Source organism: Candidatus Saccharimonadales bacterium (assembly GCA_035697325.1).
GTDB lineage: Bacteria > Patescibacteriota > Saccharimonadia > Saccharimonadales > Saccharimonadaceae > JALRBM01.
Map to the genome: position 1 here is coordinate 202,380 of DASSDB010000002.1, position 18,464 is coordinate 220,843.

At 45.6% G+C, this 18,464-nt stretch carries 24 protein-coding genes; 17 read left to right on the forward strand and 7 right to left on the reverse strand.

Annotated elements, in window-relative coordinates; genetic code table 11:
• Positions 1 to 30 precede the first annotated feature (30 nt).
• The 9 genes from VFH06_01440 to VFH06_01480 all read left to right on the forward strand — a co-directional run bounded on the left by VFH06_01440 (position 31) and on the right by VFH06_01480 (position 5,171).
• Positions 31 to 240 (forward strand): hypothetical protein, encoded by a 210-nt coding sequence (locus tag VFH06_01440; protein ID HET6746750.1) that lies wholly within the window; start codon positions 31 to 33, stop codon positions 238 to 240.
• A 34-nt stretch (positions 241 to 274) separates the two neighbouring features.
• On the forward strand, positions 275 to 832 hold the full coding sequence (locus VFH06_01445; GenBank protein HET6746751.1) for a YdeI/OmpD-associated family protein: 558 nt from the start codon (positions 275 to 277) through the stop codon (positions 830 to 832).
• A gap of 46 nt (positions 833 to 878) precedes the next feature.
• Positions 879 to 1,283 (forward strand): NUDIX hydrolase, encoded by a 405-nt coding sequence (locus tag VFH06_01450; protein HET6746752.1) that lies wholly within the window; start codon positions 879 to 881, stop codon positions 1,281 to 1,283.
• Positions 1,284 to 1,302: 19 nt separating this feature from the next.
• Positions 1,303 to 1,827: an AAA family ATPase gene (locus VFH06_01455; GenBank protein ID HET6746753.1), complete on the forward strand. Its 525-nt coding sequence runs from the start codon at positions 1,303 to 1,305 to the stop codon at positions 1,825 to 1,827.
• Positions 1,828 to 1,884: 57 nt separating this feature from the next.
• Complete coding sequence (locus VFH06_01460; GenBank protein HET6746754.1) at positions 1,885 to 2,346, forward strand: VOC family protein; 462 nt, start codon at positions 1,885 to 1,887, stop codon at positions 2,344 to 2,346.
• A 1-nt stretch (position 2,347) separates the two neighbouring features.
• The gene (locus tag VFH06_01465; GenBank protein HET6746755.1) at positions 2,348 to 3,031 is read left to right on the forward strand and encodes an FAD-dependent oxidoreductase; all 684 of its coding nucleotides are present in this window, start codon (positions 2,348 to 2,350) and stop codon (positions 3,029 to 3,031) included.
• Between the two features lie 88 nt (positions 3,032 to 3,119).
• Positions 3,120 to 4,034 (forward strand): magnesium transporter CorA family protein, encoded by a 915-nt coding sequence (locus VFH06_01470; GenBank protein HET6746756.1) that lies wholly within the window; start codon positions 3,120 to 3,122, stop codon positions 4,032 to 4,034.
• Positions 4,035 to 4,090: 56 nt separating this feature from the next.
• Complete coding sequence (locus tag VFH06_01475) at positions 4,091 to 4,294, forward strand: hypothetical protein (GenBank protein ID HET6746757.1); 204 nt, start codon at positions 4,091 to 4,093, stop codon at positions 4,292 to 4,294.
• Positions 4,295 to 4,358: 64 nt separating this feature from the next.
• Positions 4,359 to 5,171: a polysaccharide deacetylase family protein gene (locus VFH06_01480; protein HET6746758.1), complete on the forward strand. Its 813-nt coding sequence runs from the start codon at positions 4,359 to 4,361 to the stop codon at positions 5,169 to 5,171.
• Here VFH06_01480 and VFH06_01485 read toward each other — a convergent pair.
• Positions 5,164 to 6,099: an arginine deiminase-related protein gene (locus VFH06_01485; GenBank protein ID HET6746759.1), complete on the reverse strand. Its 936-nt coding sequence runs from the start codon at positions 6,097 to 6,099 to the stop codon at positions 5,164 to 5,166. The two genes, VFH06_01480 and VFH06_01485, sit on opposite strands and share 8 nt — an antisense overlap.
• 120 nt (positions 6,100 to 6,219) lie before the next feature.
• Here VFH06_01485 and VFH06_01490 point away from each other — a divergent pair, with 120 nt between their 5' ends.
• From VFH06_01490 to VFH06_01500, 3 genes are all read left to right on the forward strand, one after another.
• Entirely contained in the window at positions 6,220 to 6,471 is a 252-nt protein-coding gene (locus VFH06_01490; protein HET6746760.1) for an AbrB/MazE/SpoVT family DNA-binding domain-containing protein, read from the forward strand.
• 8 nt (positions 6,472 to 6,479) lie between these two features.
• Positions 6,480 to 8,174, forward strand: coding sequence for an MDR family MFS transporter (locus tag VFH06_01495; protein HET6746761.1), 1,695 nt, complete (start codon positions 6,480 to 6,482; stop codon positions 8,172 to 8,174).
• Between the two features lie 154 nt (positions 8,175 to 8,328).
• Complete coding sequence (locus tag VFH06_01500; protein HET6746762.1) at positions 8,329 to 8,682, forward strand: hypothetical protein; 354 nt, start codon at positions 8,329 to 8,331, stop codon at positions 8,680 to 8,682.
• Positions 8,683 to 8,739: 57 nt separating this feature from the next.
• On the opposite strand, the gene VFH06_01505 is transcribed toward VFH06_01500, so the two are convergent.
• The 3 genes from VFH06_01505 to VFH06_01515 form a co-directional block, all read right to left on the reverse strand.
• On the reverse strand, positions 8,740 to 9,720 hold the full coding sequence (locus tag VFH06_01505) for a CorA family divalent cation transporter (protein ID HET6746763.1): 981 nt from the start codon (positions 9,718 to 9,720) through the stop codon (positions 8,740 to 8,742).
• Positions 9,721 to 9,739: 19 nt separating this feature from the next.
• On the reverse strand, positions 9,740 to 11,014 hold the full coding sequence (locus VFH06_01510) for a magnesium transporter (protein HET6746764.1): 1,275 nt from the start codon (positions 11,012 to 11,014) through the stop codon (positions 9,740 to 9,742).
• A 521-nt stretch (positions 11,015 to 11,535) separates the two neighbouring features.
• Positions 11,536 to 12,285 carry a thioredoxin domain-containing protein gene (locus VFH06_01515; GenBank protein HET6746765.1) on the reverse strand — a complete coding sequence of 250 codons (750 nt, stop codon included), beginning with the start codon at positions 12,283 to 12,285 and terminating at the stop codon, positions 11,536 to 11,538.
• A gap of 78 nt (positions 12,286 to 12,363) precedes the next feature.
• Here VFH06_01515 and VFH06_01520 point away from each other — a divergent pair, with 78 nt between their 5' ends.
• The 5 genes from VFH06_01520 (at position 12,364) to VFH06_01540 (ending at position 16,604) form a co-directional block, all read left to right on the forward strand.
• Entirely contained in the window at positions 12,364 to 13,380 is a 1,017-nt protein-coding gene (locus tag VFH06_01520) for a CBS domain-containing protein (GenBank protein ID HET6746766.1), read from the forward strand.
• A 159-nt stretch (positions 13,381 to 13,539) separates the two neighbouring features.
• Positions 13,540 to 15,303, forward strand: a complete 1,764-nt coding sequence (gene aspS, locus VFH06_01525) for an aspartate--tRNA ligase (GenBank protein HET6746767.1) — start codon at positions 13,540 to 13,542, stop codon at positions 15,301 to 15,303.
• Positions 15,304 to 15,310: 7 nt separating this feature from the next.
• On the forward strand, positions 15,311 to 15,895 hold the full coding sequence (locus VFH06_01530) for a hypothetical protein (protein ID HET6746768.1): 585 nt from the start codon (positions 15,311 to 15,313) through the stop codon (positions 15,893 to 15,895).
• An 88-nt stretch (positions 15,896 to 15,983) separates the two neighbouring features.
• Positions 15,984 to 16,199 (forward strand): hypothetical protein, encoded by a 216-nt coding sequence (locus VFH06_01535; protein HET6746769.1) that lies wholly within the window; start codon positions 15,984 to 15,986, stop codon positions 16,197 to 16,199.
• A 27-nt stretch (positions 16,200 to 16,226) separates the two neighbouring features.
• On the forward strand, positions 16,227 to 16,604 hold the full coding sequence (locus VFH06_01540) for a YtxH domain-containing protein (protein HET6746770.1): 378 nt from the start codon (positions 16,227 to 16,229) through the stop codon (positions 16,602 to 16,604).
• Positions 16,605 to 16,657: 53 nt separating this feature from the next.
• Here the strand turns inward: VFH06_01540 and VFH06_01545 are convergent, their stop codons facing one another.
• Genes VFH06_01545 through msrA form a run of 3 tightly spaced genes read right to left on the reverse strand, consistent with a single transcriptional unit; the run spans position 16,658 to position 18,434 of the window.
• Positions 16,658 to 17,281, reverse strand: a complete 624-nt coding sequence (locus VFH06_01545) for a DNA-3-methyladenine glycosylase (protein HET6746771.1) — start codon at positions 17,279 to 17,281, stop codon at positions 16,658 to 16,660.
• Positions 17,281 to 17,907 carry an MBL fold metallo-hydrolase gene (locus VFH06_01550; protein ID HET6746772.1) on the reverse strand — a complete coding sequence of 209 codons (627 nt, stop codon included), beginning with the start codon at positions 17,905 to 17,907 and terminating at the stop codon, positions 17,281 to 17,283. Before VFH06_01550 ends, VFH06_01545 begins: the two co-directional genes overlap by 1 nt.
• The gene (gene msrA / locus VFH06_01555; protein ID HET6746773.1) at positions 17,904 to 18,434 is read right to left on the reverse strand and encodes a peptide-methionine (S)-S-oxide reductase MsrA; all 531 of its coding nucleotides are present in this window, start codon (positions 18,432 to 18,434) and stop codon (positions 17,904 to 17,906) included. The genes VFH06_01550 and msrA overlap by 4 nt, the downstream gene beginning before the upstream one ends.
• Between the last annotated feature and the right edge of the window lie 30 nt (positions 18,435 to 18,464).

Sequence of the window (18,464 nt, forward strand, 5' to 3'; positions counted from 1 at the left end):
TGGATGTCAATAAAATGCTATACTAAAACCATGCAAAAAATAGCTACAAAAGTATTCATTTACGCCTCAATCACGTTCGGTATCCTTGGTATTTTGGTTGTTATAACGGGGTCGGGGCCAGACAAGCAAGATTCTGCTTTGGGCGAAGTCCTCATAAGGCTCTTGGCTATGAATGTCTTTATTATCTTGTCCTCATTTGCCCTCAGTGTTGCTGGCAAGTACCTAAACGGTAAGTCATAGTTTTACATCGGCACTCTTTTGCTATAGTAAATATATGACAAAAATCGCCTCCGATGTTCCGGTAATTAGGTTTAAAGCCACGTTGCAAACGATCGGCAGGTGGACCATTCTGCGATTGCCCGAGAAGGCGAGCGAGCAGCTTCCGTCGCGCGGGCAAGTTATGGTACGGGGGGCAATCAAAGGACACGAATTAGCGCAAGTTCTGGAACCGGATGGACGATGGGGCCACTGGTTTAAAGTGAGTAAAAATTTGCAAAAAACTCTCGGTGTTGAATCTGGTGATACGGTAAAGCTCGAAATTTCTCCAAGTAAAGATTGGCCAGAGCCAAAGATACCAACTGATTTCTCGAAAGCTTTAGCTAGCGCTCCTACCAAGGTCCAAAAACTTTGGCATGACATTACGCCAATGGCTCGATGGGAATGGATTCGATGGGTAAACGCCACAAGCGTTATGGAAACACGGGCACGACGAGTCGAGGTGTCTATGTCAAAGATGCAATCTGGTGAACGTCGGCCATGCTGCTTTAACTTGGCGGCATGTACCGACCCTGACTTGGCAAAAAGCGGCAGACTCAAAGATCCCCTAATATAACGAGCCAATATCTACCATCCGGACTTTCGGGTATAATAATTAGGCTATGAAACAAGTCGCCAAACTGATCATCATCGACCAAAATGACAACTATCTTCTTATGAAGCGAAGTGACCACCCTACGTTTCCTAATGACCCGGATCTTCCCGGTGGAACGCTTGAGGAAGGAGAAGAACCGCTGGAGACAATGCTCCGCGAAGTGACTGAAGAGGCAGGGGTTACGGTGAATCCGCAAGAAGTGAAACACGTATACACCGGTGCAAATTATTCTCATCATGGTACGGTATATCATCTTTACACCACCCGCGTAAACGAGCGGCCGGAAATTATTATCAGCTGGGAGCATGATTCTTACGATTGGATGTCAAAAGAAGAGTTTTTGGCTCGTGTAGGCGGGGCCGCCGACACCTACATGCAAATGGTCCACGACATCATAGGCCAGAAGTCGTAAAGAACATACAATAAGAAGTATGCAGCGCTTAGTTATTATCAGAGGGAATTCAGGCAGCGGAAAGTCTACCGTTGCCAAGCGGCTTCAGAAGGAAATGGGGTATCAAACCATGCTCATCCCTCAAGATATTGTGAGGCGTGAAATGCTCAGGGTACGCGACAAACCGGGCAATCCCAGTATCCGGCTAGTATATGATCTTGCTATGTATGGCAATAAAATAGGGTTTGATGTTATTGTTGAGGGTATTTTTGTAAGTCAACGATACGGCGAGACGCTCAAAAAACTCATTGGTGATTTTGATGGCATGTCGCACGTCTATTATTTTGATATTTCCATCGACGAGACATCAAAGAGGCATAATTCGAAGCCGAACGCGCACGAATTCGGCGAAAAAGAACTGCGTGAATGGTGGGTGGAGAAAGATTATCTTGGGGTTCCTGGCGAGAAAAGTATAGCGGCCAGTATGACAGAAGACGACATTATGACTATGTTCATAGACGACATGACTATAAAACCCCGGCTTCACAAGAATTGGGTAAGCTAACTGCCTTGCATTACTGATGTATAATGAGAAGAACAGCAAAAGCGGAGGGGGATAGTAATGCAGCAAAAAATTACAGCAAACTTATGGTTTGATGGAAACGCTAAAGAGGCCGTGGATTTTTATCTTTCGGTATTTCCTGACAGCAAAATTATTTCAACAGAAAATTACCCAAATAGCGAAGAAGAGGGGTTGGCTGATTTCCAAAAAGATTTAGCCGGTCAGCCACTCGCGATTGATTTTGAATTAAATGGCATACGATTCACGGCTATCAATGCGGGTCCAGAGTTTAAATTTAATGAATCCGTCTCGTTTGCAATCACCTGTAAAGACCAAGAGGAAATCGACTACTATTGGGAAAAACTTTCCAGTGTTCCAGAAGCGGAACAATGCGGCTGGTGTAAGGATAAGTTTGGTCTCAGCTGGCAAGTCGTACCAGAAAATATAGGTGAGCTCATGAAGCGGCCAAATGCGTTTGCTAACATGATGCAAATGAAAAAGCTCGTTATCGAAGATTTTTAGTATGTTGCTGACGCTTGTTGAAAAGTTCCCCCTCGTTGACAATATCTGGATTTTTCGTTTCAAACCCGAAGAGCCATTTGTGTGGATAGCGGGGCAATATATACGCGTAGAACTTCCGCACGAGAATCCTGATGAAGAAGGAACAAAGCGATGGTTTACAAATTCCGCTGCGCCATACGAGGGTGTTATGCAAATTTCTACTCGCATCACGGGAAGTACGTTCAAGCAAGCATTGTCCCAGTTGGAATTAGGACACACACTTCAATTAATTGAGAGCCCCGAGGGTGATTTCGTTTGGCAAGATTCAGACCTTACTAAAATTTTCGTTGCTGCCGGTATCGGTGTTACGCCGTATCACAGTATTTTAAAACAGCGTGCTCACGATGGACTACCGCTAAATGCTACCCTTATCTACGGCCTACGTACTGAAGATGTGCCTTTTAAAGAAGAGTTTGATCAATGGATGGCGCAAGATCCGAATTTGAAAATAAAGTATGTGATAGGCGAGCCACTTACCGTTAGCAAACTCACAGAGCTAGAGCCGAACTTGAACGAGTCACTCGTGTATGTCTCCGGGCCCGAGCAAATGGTGGAAAAATTAGGTGAAGAACTAAAAGCGAACGGTCTACCGGAGGCTCATTTTAAGCATGATGGCTTCCCGCACTATGATGAGCAGAGCTACTAAGAGACTTCTCTCATAATCGCGCGGCCGTTCTGCGGGATCTCTGGAGACTTACGCAAAAGAGAAAAACAGAGAGTGGTATCATAGAAATATGATAAGCTACCTTCGTTCGACTAATTACCGGCCCGTCCTCAAAGAAAAAGAAACACTCCAGCCAGGTAGCTGGGTGCGGTGTGAAAAGCCGAACGAAGATGAATTGAAGCAGCTTAAAACCTGGGGTCTAGACACAGAAATTCTTGTTGACACTCTAGACCCGCATGAGATCCCACGTGTAGAGCTCGATTCTGGCTGGACATACTTTATAACGCGACTGCCGGGTGCGGATGATAATTTCAACGACTTCACAGCGCCGATTCTTTTTGCTCTTGGTGGCGAGTATTTAGTAACGGTCAGCCGCGACTCGCTTGGCCGTTTTTGGCAGCCTTTCATTGATAAAAACAACGCACCTACCACTCAGCAAACCAAGTTATTTTTGATCATGATCGACGCCATCGCTAAGCAGTACCAAACACGCGTGGCATCAATCAACCGGCAAATGCGCGCGGCTACAAGTGATGTCACAAATCTTCACTCAAAGGATATTGGCGCGATCGTTCAGTACGAACGAAAGTTAAACGATTATCTGGATGCCCTTATTCCTACAAATACGGCGCTTGAGAATCTTCTTGGTGGGGGGTTGCTTCGTTTGTATGAGGACGACAAAGATTTGGTAGAAGGACTTTCGATCGATGTTGAGCAATTAATTGCGCGATGCAAAAGCCTACTCCGTACCATTACAAATGTGCGTGACTCATACCGTGCTGTCATGGACACTCGCCTTAACGAAACAATTCGCCTTCTTACGGTTATTACGCTATCGCTCACTATTCCAACGATGCTCGCGGGACTCTTTGGCATGAACGTCGCCATTCCGGGAGGTGATTACCCTTACACCTTTTGGATTATTGTTACTATTAGTCTTGTATTTGGAGTAGGTTTTGGATACTACTTCCTTAAAAAGCGTTAGCTATTTGTGAAAAACCTGTGGAAAAGAGTATAGTTACTAGCATAAGGAGATACAATATGATTTCAGGCGATAAAAAAACAGTACGAGTAGTTAATCAGGCACCTATAGGGTTTATTTTCTTCCTGGCTTTTATCGGTTCGGCAATTTATTTTGTCCAGCATACTACTGGAGGTTTCTGGGAAGTAATCTTGGCATTGCTTAAAGCTATCGTTTGGCCTGTTTTCGTGATATATCACGTTTTGCAACTCCTTGGAGCCTGAGCTCGTTATCGGTGGATTATTAACTAGATTGTCGCCGCATTAAGAGCGGAGTATGGTAGGTAGTATGGATAAGATCCGCCCCGCTAAACACCATTACATCATTCTTAGTGTTATTGCAGTACTTTTAATAATGGGCGGAGTTATTTGGGAATTCTCGCGTCCTGCTGGTGATGGCACAAAATTACCAGAAAGACCCGCGCATAAACTCACGATAATCCCCAAACCTCTCTCTCATACACCCGTATCGCCGAGCGGGTATACACCAGATTTTACATTGCCGCCGATTGTTGATGGCATGGCGCCGGTTATTACGAACGTTCCTACTAAGCAGAAAGTCGTGTTTCTTGGAATTGACGACGGTGCGTTTAAGGATCCATCGGTAGTTGCTATTCTCGCCAAAAATAACATAAAAGCCAGTCTGTTTTTATCGAAAGCATTTATTGCCAATGACCCGGACTTCTTCAAACAAATTACCGCTCAAGGGTCTATTGTTGAAAACCATACACTCGGTCATGATACGAGGATGACTATTATCCAAGGCTACCAACAGCAAAAGAATGAAATCTGCGGCATGGCAGATTATATCCAGCAACATTACGGTAGGCGTCCCACGTTCTTTCGCCCTCCAGGCGGTACATATTCAAACACTATGCGAAAAGCCGCTGCTGACTGTGGTATGCGCGCGGTGGTTACCTGGATCGCCAAAGCGAACGGTGGAGCGATGCAATACCAGGTAGGCAATAAGCTGCGACCAGGTGATATCGTACTTATGCACTTTCGGCCAGAATTCGCACAAGACATGAAGGCGTTTGTTGATGCTATGAGCGCAGCTGGCCTTCACACCGAACTTCTTGAAACTGCGCAAACCGCTAAATAGTCTGCTTTTCTGGCAAAAAAATTTCAGCCATCATACAGCGTGCGCTTCCGCCGCCCACAATTTCGATAGTAGGTATGGAGATAGGAAGGAGTGCTCCGCTTTTTGAGAGTTGTTCGCGCTGCTCACGCGTAAAGGTATCGTATGCTTTTTGTGACATCACAACAAATCGTTCACCGGATTTATTTTGCACTTCAAGTATGTTTCCACAAAATGAGTTCATCTGATCATAAGAAATGGTAATGACAGTACGTCCCGAATTAACAAGCAACTCCTCAAGCGTGGATCGCTCACCGGAATCTCTAATACTTTCCATACATACGACCGCAGTTTTCGTTTGTACGCCCATCAAAACGTTTGTATGGTAGATAGGTGTACCGAGTTCATTGACTGCCCGAAATAAAAATGGTTTGTATCCCAGAGCTATTGCATGCGCGCGAAACAGCGCTTCATCACACCGCACAGAAAGACATCCGTACACTATCTTATGAATATGATCAAAGATCATTACGCCCGTACTTTCAAGGAATGATCCCTCCTTTTCATGCACAGAAAGGTCCTCGACATGTGTAATCTGCCATTGGTTCGTAAGAAGATTGAGAGCGGCCCGAGAACGCTCGACACGCCGCGATTCGGTTGCCATGGGATAAAGATAAACAGTGCCATCAGGCCACATACTCAACCAGTTATTTGGAAATACCGCATCTGGTTTTTCAGGGAGTGGACCGTCTTCGAAAACAGTAATGGAAATCCCATGATTGCGAAGCGACTGAACGGCTGCGTCAAATTCTTTACAGGCTTGCTCGCGCATTCTGCCTTTGCCGATCGGTAATCTGTGTTGAAACGTATTTGATCGTGCGGTTTCTTGGTCGAAGCCAAAACTGATGGGGCGCACCATCAATATGCCCCGGGCGCTCTGTGTGTCTGCCATAGTAGTCTCCTTAGCCTTGTAGAAATAATATACTCCTTATTACATTTAAGAAAGAGTAAAAAATTTCATACTTGACATACTTTTCATACTTGGTATACAATAGTCAAAAAGGAATATTTTATGAGCAAAAACCCCATCTACCATAAAAAACTCTACGGCACAGCAACGGTTGGCTCAAAAGGCCAGATCGTGATTCCTTCAGATGCCCGCAAAGAAATGGGTATTGAAGAAGGGGATCGGTTATATGTTATTGGTGCGCCAGATGGTGGTTTTCTCGGTCTTCTGAAAGAAGAGGCCTTGCAGGAAATGGTGCAAAGCATGTCCGCGCAAATCGAAACGTTCCAATCAATAAAAAATAGCAATAAGGAGTAGACGAACCTATGCATCATCACCTAGGCTTAAGAGCCAAGCTTATTATCATGATTTCGGTTATGGCCAGCTTTTTCTTAGTGGCCCTTGACCAGACAATCATTTCAACCGCCCTTGGTAAGATCGTTGAAGAATTCAACTCATTCTCGTCGCTTGCGTGGGTTGTTACCGCGTATCTTATCACCACAACAATCACGACACCAATTGCTGGTAAGTTTTCCGACATGTTTGGTCGTCGCACCATGCTCATGATCGGTGTACTTATCTTTACAGTCGGCTCGTTTCTTAGCGGAACGAGTGGCAGTATAGAGCAGCTTATTGCCTACCGCGCCCTTCAGGGTATCGGAGGTGGTATTCTCACGGCAAATGCCTTTACGGTCATAGGTGACCTCTTTGAGGCTCGCGAGCGTGGCAAGTGGCAAGGAATGATCGGTGCTGTCTTTGGCGTTGCCTCAATCATAGGACCGTTACTTGGTGGATTCTTAACGGAACCTCACACCATTTTTGGTCTTACAACAGATTGGCGCTGGACATTCTTCATCAACATTCCTGTCGGCATCGCCGCGCTTGCGATCCTTGCTATCCTTTGTCCTCCGCTCAAGCACGAAACAAAACCACGTATCGACTATCTAGGTGCTGGACTTATGGCACTTGCTCTTGCAACCCTTGTACTCGCGGTTGATAATACGGATAAGATCTTTGCCAACTTCCTTGATGCAACCGGTATGAGTCTCCTTGGACTTCGAGCGATCATGCTTGCCATCGTTGCTGCGGCTGTCACGGGGTTCATCCTGGTAGAACGTCGTGTCAAAGAACCAATTCTTCGCCTTGAATTCTTTAAGAATCATAACTTCTTACTTATCATGACCATTGCGACACTTGTGGGTGCTGCTATGCTCGGGTCCATTCTGTACCTCACGCAGTTCAATCAACAGGTCTTCGGTGCAACACCAACACAATCCGGGTTGATGCTGCTACCGATGATCGCCGGACTTATGGTGGTGAGTATTGCCTCGGGTCAAGTTGTCTCTAAAACAGGGAAGTACAAACGCTTCATGATCGCCGGATTCGCGGTTGGTACGCTCGCCATCGGTGCCTTACTGACGCTAAATCCATCAAGCACCTATTTGCAGGAAGCCATCATAATGGTATTTATCGGAGCTGGACTTGGTGCCGCAATGCCACTACTCAACGTTGCAATCCAGAATGAATTCGAGCAAAAGTATCTCGGTGTAGTAACCAGTGCCAATCAGTTATTCCGGGGTCTCGGTTCAACTATCGGCGTAGCAATTTTTGGAAGCATGCTCACGATTGGTATTACCAACGTGCTTGGCGACATGTCAAACGACCCATACATTCAAACGTTGAAGCAATCGCCGGCAGCGAGTCAGATGCTTACCAATGTCAATGATCCTGATACGCTTCTTAACCTCAATACTCCTGATGCTAAAGCAAAGGTATCCGATGGTCTTACAAAGAGCCTCGAAGATAAACCGCTGCCAAGTGTCGCTAAGGAAAAAATCACGAAGGATTTTGAAGATAAGCAGCGAGCATATAACGATAAAATCATACAGGCTTTCTCAACGAGTCTTCACCAAATATTTACGATCACTTCAGGCATTATGCTTGGTGCAGGGATACTTACTCTGTTCTTAAAAGAACGAACGCTCAAGTCGGCGTCACCTATGCAAACACCAGGAGAATAATTTAATAACCCTTCCGTATGCGAAGGGTTATTAAATTAAGCAAAAGCACCATTGACCATAGTATGTGTAGGTTTGTAGTATAGTGAAGCGACAGTCTAAACGACAGACAGGATAAGGTAAAGTGAGTACTGTTCCCAAACCGGATCAGAGGATCTTGAAACAGCATCTCGATCAGATGCTTACCGTAGGTAGATTAGGCGCTGAGCACCTCTTCTACCTAACGCTCGTTTGTCCGCTGAGTGGTGAATATGACCTCGTGATTCACAGTGGGCGAGCGAACGACCCTATGCATCGCGTCAAGCTGGCTAACGGCGATGCGGACGACGTGTTTGCCTGTGTCGAACGAGTTTATGCCTACGAAACCCCTGAGGTGCGGGCTATGACTCGTCGTTTGGCGGGCACCATGAAGCAGCGTCCAGCGAGTGTTCTCCTTGTCATCCGCCAGTTGAGGACGGGAGAGTTTTACGTCACGGACGTGCACGAGCATGTCAGATCGCTCTGGCCATAACTGTCAGCAAGAAGGTTTTTGGGCGCTTTATTATGTGTGCCCAAAAACCTTCTCTTACTAAAGCCATTTTCGTTTCTTGAAAAACCAAAACATCACAAGCGCAGGCAGAGTGGACGCAACGCCAACAACAATCAACGTAGTGTACTGTCCCAGGAACGTCCAGGCGCCAGTCTCGTTTCCGCCAGGAAGCGGAATGTTCATACCATAAAATGTGCCGATAACCGTGGCAGGTATTCCAAAGGTGAAGATAATCGTCAGGATGGCGAGAATCTCATTAGTCCTTTCGGTGCTGGTGGTAAAATCAGCGTCCTTATAGATCTCAATCGTTTCCTGCGCTTCTTCAAGCACTACCCATAGCTTTTTGGCTGCCCTGGCATTACTCGCGTAATAGGGCATGACGTTCTCTTCAGCAAAGGAGCCGACACTTGCGGCCAGGTCGCCGAGAACTTCTTTAAGTGTCGCTACAACGCGTCGTATGCGTAAAATCTTTCGCCGCAACAATTCGATCTGATATGCATCAGACGTCTCGTTATCAAACACATTGCCTTCTATAGCGTCGAGTTCTTGATTGATGACGCTCGCTATCTCGTGCACCTCGCCTAGCAGTTCATTAATGATCGAATAAAGTAAGTGTGCCGAAGAATTTTTAAAATAATGCGCACGTTCCCCGGGTTCTTGCTCGCAACTATCAAAAAGTTCACGCATCTTACGATCCGGACCCTCATGTATGGTAATAAGGTGGCTCTTACCCAAAAAAATACCTGCCTTATTTATCTCAACCCTGGTACGTTCGGGTTGATAGGTAGGAAAATGAAGCAGTGAAAAAATATACTCCTTCTCAATCTCCACTTGTGACATTTGTTGTTTTGAAAAAAATTCTTGAATCTGTAGGTCATGCAAGTGGTATTTGGTCGCAATCTCCCTAAGGTCTTGCCAGCTGGGATTTTCAACGTCAATCCAAGTAACTCCTTCGTGTGTTAAGGTTTTTACACTCATCTCGCCGGGTGTTTTGGTTGTATTTTCGAGAATATCACTCATGTTATTTAGTATAGCTTACTTACACGCCGAGTATCATCGTGGCGAGACCAAGGAAAGAAAGGAATCCGAGCACATCGGTAGCCGTCGTGATGAAAATCGTAGCTGAGGATGCCGGGTCTTTACCTAACTTCGACATAATAAGGGGCACGAGCGTTCCAAAAAATGCCGCAACTAATAAGTTAACCACCATTGCCAAGGCAAGGATAATAGCGATCTTAATATCGTGATTAATAATTAGCACTACCGCAGCAACTAAAACGCCATTAATAAGACCATTAATAAGACCCGATCCAAGCTCATTGCGGAGTGTCTTCCAAGCTGTTCGGAGCTCAATCTGCTTTAATGCGATACCACGCACTAATACGGCAAGTGTTTGGGTGGCGGCGTTTCCGCCCATTCCGGCAACGATTGGCATGTAAATAGCGAGAAGTACATATTTGCTCAGCACATCCTCAAATTGGCCAACGGTAAAAGCTGCTAAAAATGCCGTACCGAGGTTGATGATTAGCCATCGATATCGGTTTTGTACCTTATGTTTAGCAGTGTCGGTAACGCTTTCTTCTTGAGTGATACCAGCAAAGTCGTATAGCGAAGCCGACTCTTGCTCTTGAAGTAATTTCAGCACATCGTCAGAATAAATAATTCCAATAATATTACCGGTATCATTAAGTACAGCTACCTTATTATGGGGGTGAGCCCTAAAGAGTTGAAGCACTTGGTCATGAGTAGCGGCATACGAAATTGATGGTAGATGTTTAACGAGGTTATGAATCGCATCACTTGCTTTTGCAAACCCAAGCTCATGACCTGGTAAAAATCCTACTAGTTTATTCTTCTCCATGGCAAGGATAACAGGGGGGCGACCTGTTTTGCGTTCGTGCGCTTTGAATTTCTTGGCAACGTCTTCGATATTGTCACCGATATCAACCTGGATATAGTCGAGTGTCATGAGGCCGGCCGCCGTTTCAGGGTCGAATTCTAGCAGGGTTGATAGCGAATTTTTAAGTTCTTCACTTAGTTTTTGCAGTACCTCTTCTCGTTTGTGAGGAGTAAGGAGTTGAAGGATGTCCGTTGCTTCGTCGGGATCAACTACTTCAAGAATAGTAACCAGATCATCGACAGGGATGTGTCGAACGACATCCTTACGGACTTTTGGCGTTACAGCCCTGAGGAGAGTGACGCGTTTTTCGAGGGGCTGATCAAGAAACAGCTCTATTCGCTTCGTGTGCTTTCGAAATAGAATATCCGTGAGCGCCACAGGGCTAATGAAGGGGAGTGAGGATGGTAGTTTCATGATTGTTTTAGAATGGTCCCTATTCTTTTCCTTAAATAGTACTCTATCGTGCCCAACCAACGCAAGAAAGACTCTCTAAAGGCTAATTTAATAGTTGTCGATTTATCTACAAAATAGCCCTTGCTCTTCTCTGGCTATATCGCTTATACTAAAGTATAGTCCCACCCGTTTAGGGTGCTATACTTGACGTGTGTATATGCCTTTGATACTATTTTCTATGTGTCCTGTGTCAAAACACGTATTAAACAAAACTATTTGTAAAGGTCGAAGTACGCAGGGCTGCATATAGTACAAGGAGTACAATTTCACATGCCAATAGCTATCGAATTTGTGCCATCAAGGCGCAAAAAGATTGCAGTGGATGTGGTGCCTGCCGAATGGCAACTGTATATCGCTCACTAGAGCACAAAAAAGTAACTCTTTTAGGATTACCTACGTCTAAGAGTTTACCCCCGAAAAAAGACTATCAAAAAACACCCCAAGGCACCGGGGTGTTTTATTTTAGTGCGATTATTCGATTATTATGTCGCGGTCGGAAGTGAAATATTATGCTCCTTGAGAAGAGGAACGACTAACAGTTGATCGAATGCTGTTGTATCTGTCCAGATGAGCTGAGCTCCGTTAGTATTAGCCTCCACGATTTTGCCGTTTAATACCGATTGATTGGCCTGTTTGCCATTAAGAAGAATAGTTGGAGTCGCGGTCACATTTGCTTTTCGGCCCAAAGCCTGGTCAAAAGCAATCTTTTGGCTCACCTTAGTGCTTGTAAGATCTTGTGTAAAGGTGGCAACATTCAAGCCTAGCTGCTTTGCATAATCAGTAAAGAAATCGACTCGCTTGGTGCTATCGAGATTTTCCCAAGATGACTGATTGTCGTAAAGAAGATTGTGCATTTCCCAATACTTGCCTTGTAGTCCGGCTGCTTCAGCTGCTGCCGCTGCCGCTTTTGCGTTCGGATGCTTATCAGTAAGTGGGAAATTACGGAATACAAAGGCAATTTGGTCTTTATACTTTTCGCTGATGGCTTTTAGGGTAGGGTAGGCAGACTCACACCCAGGACACTGGAAGTCCCCGTACTCCATTATTACCACTTTACTATCTTTTTTCCCATAAATATGGTCGCCGATGTTTCCATTTTTATCACTTCCATTTTGAAGCGCGCCTGCGTCGACATTACTGACATCCACGCGGTCCTTGCTCGAAAGATAAACGAGTCCCCCTAGTACCGCAACACATATAACGGCAAAAATAATCCATGCTTTTTTACTCACTGTCGTTTCTCCGTTTCTCCGTTAATTATAGGTGAAAACTGATGTGAAAAGCAAGGAAAACTAAGGTACAATAAGCATATGTTTATTGTCATGACGATTGCCTGCGTATTACTCGTAGTGCTTCTTGTGTTAATTGCCGGTGTTATGCCCAGACGTCCCAGCATGAGCCACTTCGAACTCGAGCGCCGGCGGAAAGCAGGTGATCGTGAAGCGGCACGTATTTTCAGGCGGGAGACCCTCTTGGCAGGGGTTGTTTCTTTACAGCGGGTCGTGTGTGCCATGCTCCTTGTGCTCATCGTGCTTTTTAGCGTAGGTGCCTTCGGCTGGGTGATCGGTGTCGTTATATCGGTGGTAATTGCGCTTGAGTACAACGCATTTGCCCGTATCGGGGCGATTAATCGTCAGAGCCAAAAACTTTACTCTCGGATAGAAGAGCCTATTTTGAGTCTTGTTGAAAAATACCCTAAACTTTTTAATCTCATCCGCACTGCTCTTCCTGCTGAAACAGAAGCTCGCCTTGAATCAAGGGAAGAGCTGCTTCATCTTGTTGAGAAAGCTGGGGCAGTACTTTCTCAAGAAGAGCGCAAGCATATTGTCAATGGTCTCACTTTTGGTGATCGCAGGGTAAAAGAAATAATGACGCCACGGGGCATGATAGACAGCATCAGTAAAAAAGAACTCCTCGGTCCACTGGTGCTTGATGATCTTCACAAAACCGGCCATAGTCGATTTCCTGTCACGGATGGTGACATTGATCATGTGGTAGGCATGCTCTACATTCAAGATTTATTAGTCGTTGATAGCGGCAAGCGATCTGGTTCGGTTGAAAAAACTATGGAGCCTCGCGTGTTCTATATTCATGAAGATCAATCGCTTACGCATGCCCTGGCCGCGTTTATTCGCACTCACCACCATCTTTTTGTAGTTATCAACGAATTCCGCGAAACAGTTGGAGTTATCAGCCTTGAAGATGTGATGGAGGCATTGCTCGGGCATAAAATTATCGATGAATTCGATACGCATGAGGATCTGCGCGTCGTCGCAGCTCGTAATCCTCGTAAAAACAATCATCCCAATAAGCGCGAAGACGTCTAACACTAGTAGAAAGCTGCTAGAGGTGGTAGAATATAGGTAACTATGCCACGGCAGCAGCACAATAACAGAAATCAGCGGGTCGACGAGTAAGAACTCGGCGTTTCTTCTTGTCATCGACCCTCTAGCACAGCCGTACAACCACTTAACAAGGAAAAGTATATGACACGAATAGTAGTGCGCGATCTTATAAAACGACAAGGCGAAAACGTTACGGTGAGTGGATGGGTCCACAATCGCCGCGACCATGGTGGACTGATCTTTATTGATATGCGCGATCACACAGGTATCATCCAGCTCGTTGTTAACCCCGACCAAGCAGAAGCCTTTGAGCTAGCCGAACACGTGAGGAGCGAATTTGTTATTACGGCAACCGGCCTCCTAAAAGAACGCGAAGAGCAGTTAAAAAATCCTAATTTGCCAACGGGAACAATCGAATTAGTAGTTCAGACTATGAAAGTTCTTAACCGTTCCGAGCCTCTGCCTATTCAAGTTCAAGATGATGCACCACTTGCGAATGAGGAGCTTCGGTTAAAGTATCGATATATCGATCTTCGCCGCGCCAAAATGCAGCACCTATTAAAAAAGCGTTCTGAATACAACAAGATTATCCGTACCTTTATGGATGAACAAGAGTTTATTGAGGTAACCACGCCAATTCTTGCCAATTCAAGTCCGGAAGGTGCGCGCGATTTCCTCATTCCGTCACGTGTTCATCCTGGAAAGTTTTATGCACTACCCCAGGCACCGCAGCAGTTCAAACAGCTGCTTATGGTGGGAGGTGTGCCCCGTTATTATCAGATAGCCGCATGCTTCAGGGATGAAGATCCTCGAGCGGATCGTCTCTATGGAGAGTTTTATCAACTTGATATGGAGATGTCTTTTGTCGAAGACGGCGATACCGTTCGCTCGTTGATGGAGCCGCTTATCAAGATTCTCGTTACCGACTTTGCGGGCAAGAAGCTTCTGACCGAAGATGTCCCGCGTATCCCTTATGAAGTAGCAATGGACCGTTTTGGCTCAGATAAGCCGGATCTCCGCTATGGTATGGAACTCATCGACCTTACCGACATTCTAACGGAAACTGGGTTTGGCGTTTTTGCAAATACCATTAAGGATGGTGGTGTTATTAAAGCAATCTGTGTGAAAAATGGCGCCGGGCTAAGCCGTTCACAAATCGACTCTTTTACAGAAATAGCAAAATCGCATGGTGCGGGCGGGCTCGCATATCTTACGTTCCAAGATGGAGGAATAACATCACCTATTGCTAAGTTCTTATCTGCCGATGAGCTTACTTCAATCAAAGAGAGAACTGCGGCCGAAGATGGCGATATCGTCTTCTTTGGTTCAGACAAGCGGGCAATTGTTAATAAAGTACTTGGTAGCTTGCGAATCGCATTTGCTGACCATTTCAACTTGAAAGACCCGAACGTTGTGGCGCTTGCCTGGATTATAGATTTTCCGTTTTACGAATGGGATGAAAAGGCGGGAAGACTTGACTTCGGACACAATCCTTTTTCAATGCCCAAAGGCGGGGTTGAAGTACTTCGAGGGGATGATAAGCTCTCGATTGTGGCCGATCAGTACGATATGGTTATGAACGGCTACGAAATTTGCTCTGGAGCAGTTCGAAACCACAACCCAGAGGTAATGTACGAAGCGTTCGGCGCTCTTGGATATGATAAAGAGTATGTTGAGGCCAAGTTCGGTGCAATGCTCGGTGCATTTAAGTTCGGTGCCCCACCTCATGCTGGTTGTGCATTTGGCCTCGACCGTATGCTGATGGAACTTATGGGCGAGGAAAACATCCGTGAAGTCGTTGCTTTTCCAAAGAATGGTTCGGGCATCGACGTTATGATGAACTCGCCAAGTACCGTTGAGCCAGCCCAGCTAAAAGAGCTTTCAATTGCCTCAACCGAATCTTAGGAATCCGATGCCACACGCGCGACACCTTGTTCTCTATATTCCGGGTCTTGGTGACCATTATGATAATGGACGTTCACTACTTCTCAAAGGGTGGCGACTGTGGGGAGTTGAAGCTCGCCTTGTTCCAATTAAATGGTATGAAAAAGGAAACTATCAGAACAAACGAGCCTTGGTATATGCGGCTGTCCAAGAGGCCAAGCGACAAGGGTATTTGATAACGCTCATTGGTGAAAGTGCTGGTGCAAGTTTGGCATTGAATACGGCGAGTGAATTCCCTCAAGCTATTAAGAAAGTAATTGTCATTGCAGGTGTAAATAGCTCGCAACTACCAATTTCGCCCCACTATACTATGCTTGCTCCGGCATTTGCCGAGTCTGCCGGGCGGGTATCGCAATCAGTAAGAATAATGGATCCCGCTAAAATCCACACTGTTAGGGGTCTATTGGACCATGTAGTGTCACCTCGGTTTAACGATATTGAAGGTGCTAAAAAGCACGTAATCTTCAGCGTCGGTCACTTCTGGACAATCGTCCTCTGTCTCACTCTCCTGAGCGGTTTTATAGCGCATTTGGTGAAACAGTCTCACGACTAAAGATTATAATGCTATTGCTTTTTTATCAATATAATGATACAGTAAAAAGTGTTGATACAGCAAATATAAAAATAAGGAGAAAGAAAACATGGATACAAACGTCGTGATCACACTCCTCACTATCGCGGTAGTATTGCTTTCGATCGTTATCATTGCAATGCTTACAGCACTTGTCATTGTGCTTGTGAAAGTGCAGCGTGTTATTAAAAGTATCGACGCGATTACGCAAAATGTCGCAGCAGCGAGTGAATGGTTAGTGCCTGCCCGAGTTATCGGTCACATTTCTAAACTTTTCCGTCGCTAGTAAACAAAAACGAAAGGACTATTAATTATGTCACGTGCAACAAAAATTATCGCCGCAGCAGCAATCGGATTTGTCGCAGGAATCCTGCTAGCCCCAAAAAGTGGTAAAGAAACCCGCGAAGATCTAAAAAACAAAGCCCTCGGCGCAAAAGATTACGCCGATGATAAAGCTCAGCAAGTAAAGGCGGCCGCTATGGAAGCCGGAGATACATTACGCGAGAGTGCTCAAGGTTTTAAAGATGAAGCATTAGGTATGCTTCAGAGCACTCGCCGTAGCGCCGACGTTGTTTCTGACGAGGCCGAAAAACTTGGCGAGGAAGCAAAGGGCCGAGCGACTCGTGTTGCCGGTCAGGCAAAGCGAACAGCAAGCCGTGTCCAAAAAGACGCAGAAAAGCGCCTTCGCTAAAATCTTCATATCAGCTTAAAAATAACACCCTTCACTTCGAGGGGTGTTATTTTTTAGACTTTCGGTGCATTATCAAGCGAATGCCAGACGTACCAACTGGCGACAGATTCGTAAGGGTGCCAATGTCTTTGTGAAGCGATTTCGATAACCATTTCAGGACTAGGGGTGTTGGGTAATTTGTAAAGACGCTGAATGCCGTTACGGATGCCAAGGTCGCCTACGGGAAGTACATCGAGCCTCCTCATGCAGAACATCAAAAACATATGCGCTGTCCATTCGCCAATCCCTTTCACTTGCGTAAGCTCCTGTATAATAGCTTCATTATCAAGAGAGTCAAACATGTCAAATCGTACCGTTCCATCTAAAATATGCTGGGCGAGATCTTTGATATAGCGAACCTTTGGCCGTGATATGCCTACGCTGCGCAGCAGCTCGTCATCCTTTTCGATGATCTGTTCTGGAGAAGGGAAGTCATTTTCAAATAAATTTTTGAAGCGAGCTTCAATGGCGGCAGCCGCCTTAACGCTGAGTTGTTGACTGATAATACTGTCAACCAGTGCTTGGTAATAGTTAGTATGGCCAGTAAAAGGAGGCGACGCATTGGTCGATGTGATGACGCGAGCCAAAATAGGATCAGCCGCCGCAAGGTGCTGCCTGGCATTTGAAAGAACATCCATTATACTTCGATCGACTCTATGCGCTGATAGCGTATGCCATGCTGCTCAGCTGTTCCTGTTAATATTCTATCCACCAGTTCCTTGCCTTCATTCGAAAGGATTTTATCGTGCGTCGGAAATGCCAGGCGTGGCTTAATAAGCGAAAGAAAATCCATGACTTCTCCAATTTTCAACCACGGCGCAGATACGGGAAGAGCGAGAGTGTCGACGGGCTTATGGGTAAGAGTGAACGAATCGCCTGGGTAATACACAAGATCATTAATGAAAACGCCAAGGTTTTGAATAACTGGGATGCTTTCATGAATCGTAGCGTGGTGGCCTCCGTGAAATTCCAGGCTGAACGGGCCCACCGCAATGACATCACCGGTAGTAACCGTATGTGAGGCGAGTGATTCAAGTTTGCTCGTTACTGACTCGGGACCAAATATCACTGCCTCCGGGTTTTTATCAATAATGCTTGCCAGCTGCTCTGTATCCATATGATCAGAATGTTCATGGGTGACAACAATGGCTGCTACATTTTCCGGGGCAATAAAATCCGTAGCAAATTCGCCTGGGTCAATGACAAGCAGAGCATTGTCTTTTTCTACCGTAAAGCAAGCATGTTCGTATTTCACTATATTCATGAGTCCTCCTTAAACCAGCGAGCGTAAGCTTTGCGGGCTTTAATAAGTTTGGGTTCGATAACGACCGCACAGTAGCCGGCATCGGGATTTTTGTTGAAGTAATCCTGATGTTCTTCTTCTGCCGGATAGAATACTTCAAGCGATTCGATGTTGGTTACTATGGGGTCATCCCATAGCTTCTTCGCTCGTTCGACGGCCTCCTGAAAAGCTTTGTGTTGTGTCTCGTCGGCATAAAGCATAAGTGAACGGTACTGAGTGCCAATATCCGCTCCTTGCTGGTTGAGCGTAGTGGGATTGTGACTGGAAAAATAGATATCAAGAATCGTCTCGGGTGGTACGATCGTTTCGTCGAACGTTATTTGAACCACTTCGGCATGCCCAGTCGTTCCGCTGGCAACTTGATAGTATCTTGGATCTTGAGTAGCTCCACCGGCGTATCCACTGACCACTTTAGCGACGCCTTGTATTCGCCTGTAAATAGCATCTAAACACCAAAAGCAGCCGCCGCCGAGAACATATGTTGTCATATACCTATTATACCTCGGTATAATAGAGAG

What these genes read in the sequence shown, in the direction of transcription:
- aspS (HET6746767.1), top strand. Translation starts at nt 13,540, where the DNA reads ATGACACGAATAGTAGTGCGCGATCTTATAAAACGACAAGGCGAAAAC.
- VFH06_01510 (HET6746764.1), bottom strand. Translation starts at nt 11,014, where the DNA reads ATGAAACTACCATCCTCACTCCCCTTCATTAGCCCTGTGGCGCTCACG.
- VFH06_01450 (HET6746752.1), top strand. Translation starts at nt 879, where the DNA reads ATGAAACAAGTCGCCAAACTGATCATCATCGACCAAAATGACAACTAT.
- VFH06_01495 (HET6746761.1), top strand. Translation starts at nt 6,480, where the DNA reads ATGCATCATCACCTAGGCTTAAGAGCCAAGCTTATTATCATGATTTCG.
- msrA (HET6746773.1), bottom strand. Translation starts at nt 18,434, where the DNA reads ATGACAACATATGTTCTCGGCGGCGGCTGCTTTTGGTGTTTAGATGCT.
- VFH06_01550 (HET6746772.1), bottom strand. Translation starts at nt 17,907, where the DNA reads ATGAATATAGTGAAATACGAACATGCTTGCTTTACGGTAGAAAAAGAC.
- VFH06_01465 (HET6746755.1), top strand. Translation starts at nt 2,348, where the DNA reads ATGTTGCTGACGCTTGTTGAAAAGTTCCCCCTCGTTGACAATATCTGG.
- VFH06_01530 (HET6746768.1), top strand. Translation starts at nt 15,311, where the DNA reads ATGCCACACGCGCGACACCTTGTTCTCTATATTCCGGGTCTTGGTGAC.
- VFH06_01545 (HET6746771.1), bottom strand. Translation starts at nt 17,281, where the DNA reads ATGGATGTTCTTTCAAATGCCAGGCAGCACCTTGCGGCGGCTGATCCT.
- VFH06_01535 (HET6746769.1), top strand. Translation starts at nt 15,984, where the DNA reads ATGGATACAAACGTCGTGATCACACTCCTCACTATCGCGGTAGTATTG.
- VFH06_01470 (HET6746756.1), top strand. Translation starts at nt 3,120, where the DNA reads ATGATAAGCTACCTTCGTTCGACTAATTACCGGCCCGTCCTCAAAGAA.
- VFH06_01445 (HET6746751.1), top strand. Translation starts at nt 275, where the DNA reads ATGACAAAAATCGCCTCCGATGTTCCGGTAATTAGGTTTAAAGCCACG.
- VFH06_01440 (HET6746750.1), top strand. Translation starts at nt 31, where the DNA reads ATGCAAAAAATAGCTACAAAAGTATTCATTTACGCCTCAATCACGTTC.
- VFH06_01475 (HET6746757.1), top strand. Translation starts at nt 4,091, where the DNA reads ATGATTTCAGGCGATAAAAAAACAGTACGAGTAGTTAATCAGGCACCT.
- VFH06_01485 (HET6746759.1), bottom strand. Translation starts at nt 6,099, where the DNA reads ATGGCAGACACACAGAGCGCCCGGGGCATATTGATGGTGCGCCCCATC.
- VFH06_01455 (HET6746753.1), top strand. Translation starts at nt 1,303, where the DNA reads ATGCAGCGCTTAGTTATTATCAGAGGGAATTCAGGCAGCGGAAAGTCT.
- VFH06_01520 (HET6746766.1), top strand. Translation starts at nt 12,364, where the DNA reads ATGTTTATTGTCATGACGATTGCCTGCGTATTACTCGTAGTGCTTCTT.
- VFH06_01460 (HET6746754.1), top strand. Translation starts at nt 1,885, where the DNA reads ATGCAGCAAAAAATTACAGCAAACTTATGGTTTGATGGAAACGCTAAA.
- VFH06_01480 (HET6746758.1), top strand. Translation starts at nt 4,359, where the DNA reads ATGGATAAGATCCGCCCCGCTAAACACCATTACATCATTCTTAGTGTT.
- VFH06_01490 (HET6746760.1), top strand. Translation starts at nt 6,220, where the DNA reads ATGAGCAAAAACCCCATCTACCATAAAAAACTCTACGGCACAGCAACG.
- VFH06_01540 (HET6746770.1), top strand. Translation starts at nt 16,227, where the DNA reads ATGTCACGTGCAACAAAAATTATCGCCGCAGCAGCAATCGGATTTGTC.
- VFH06_01505 (HET6746763.1), bottom strand. Translation starts at nt 9,720, where the DNA reads ATGAGTGATATTCTCGAAAATACAACCAAAACACCCGGCGAGATGAGT.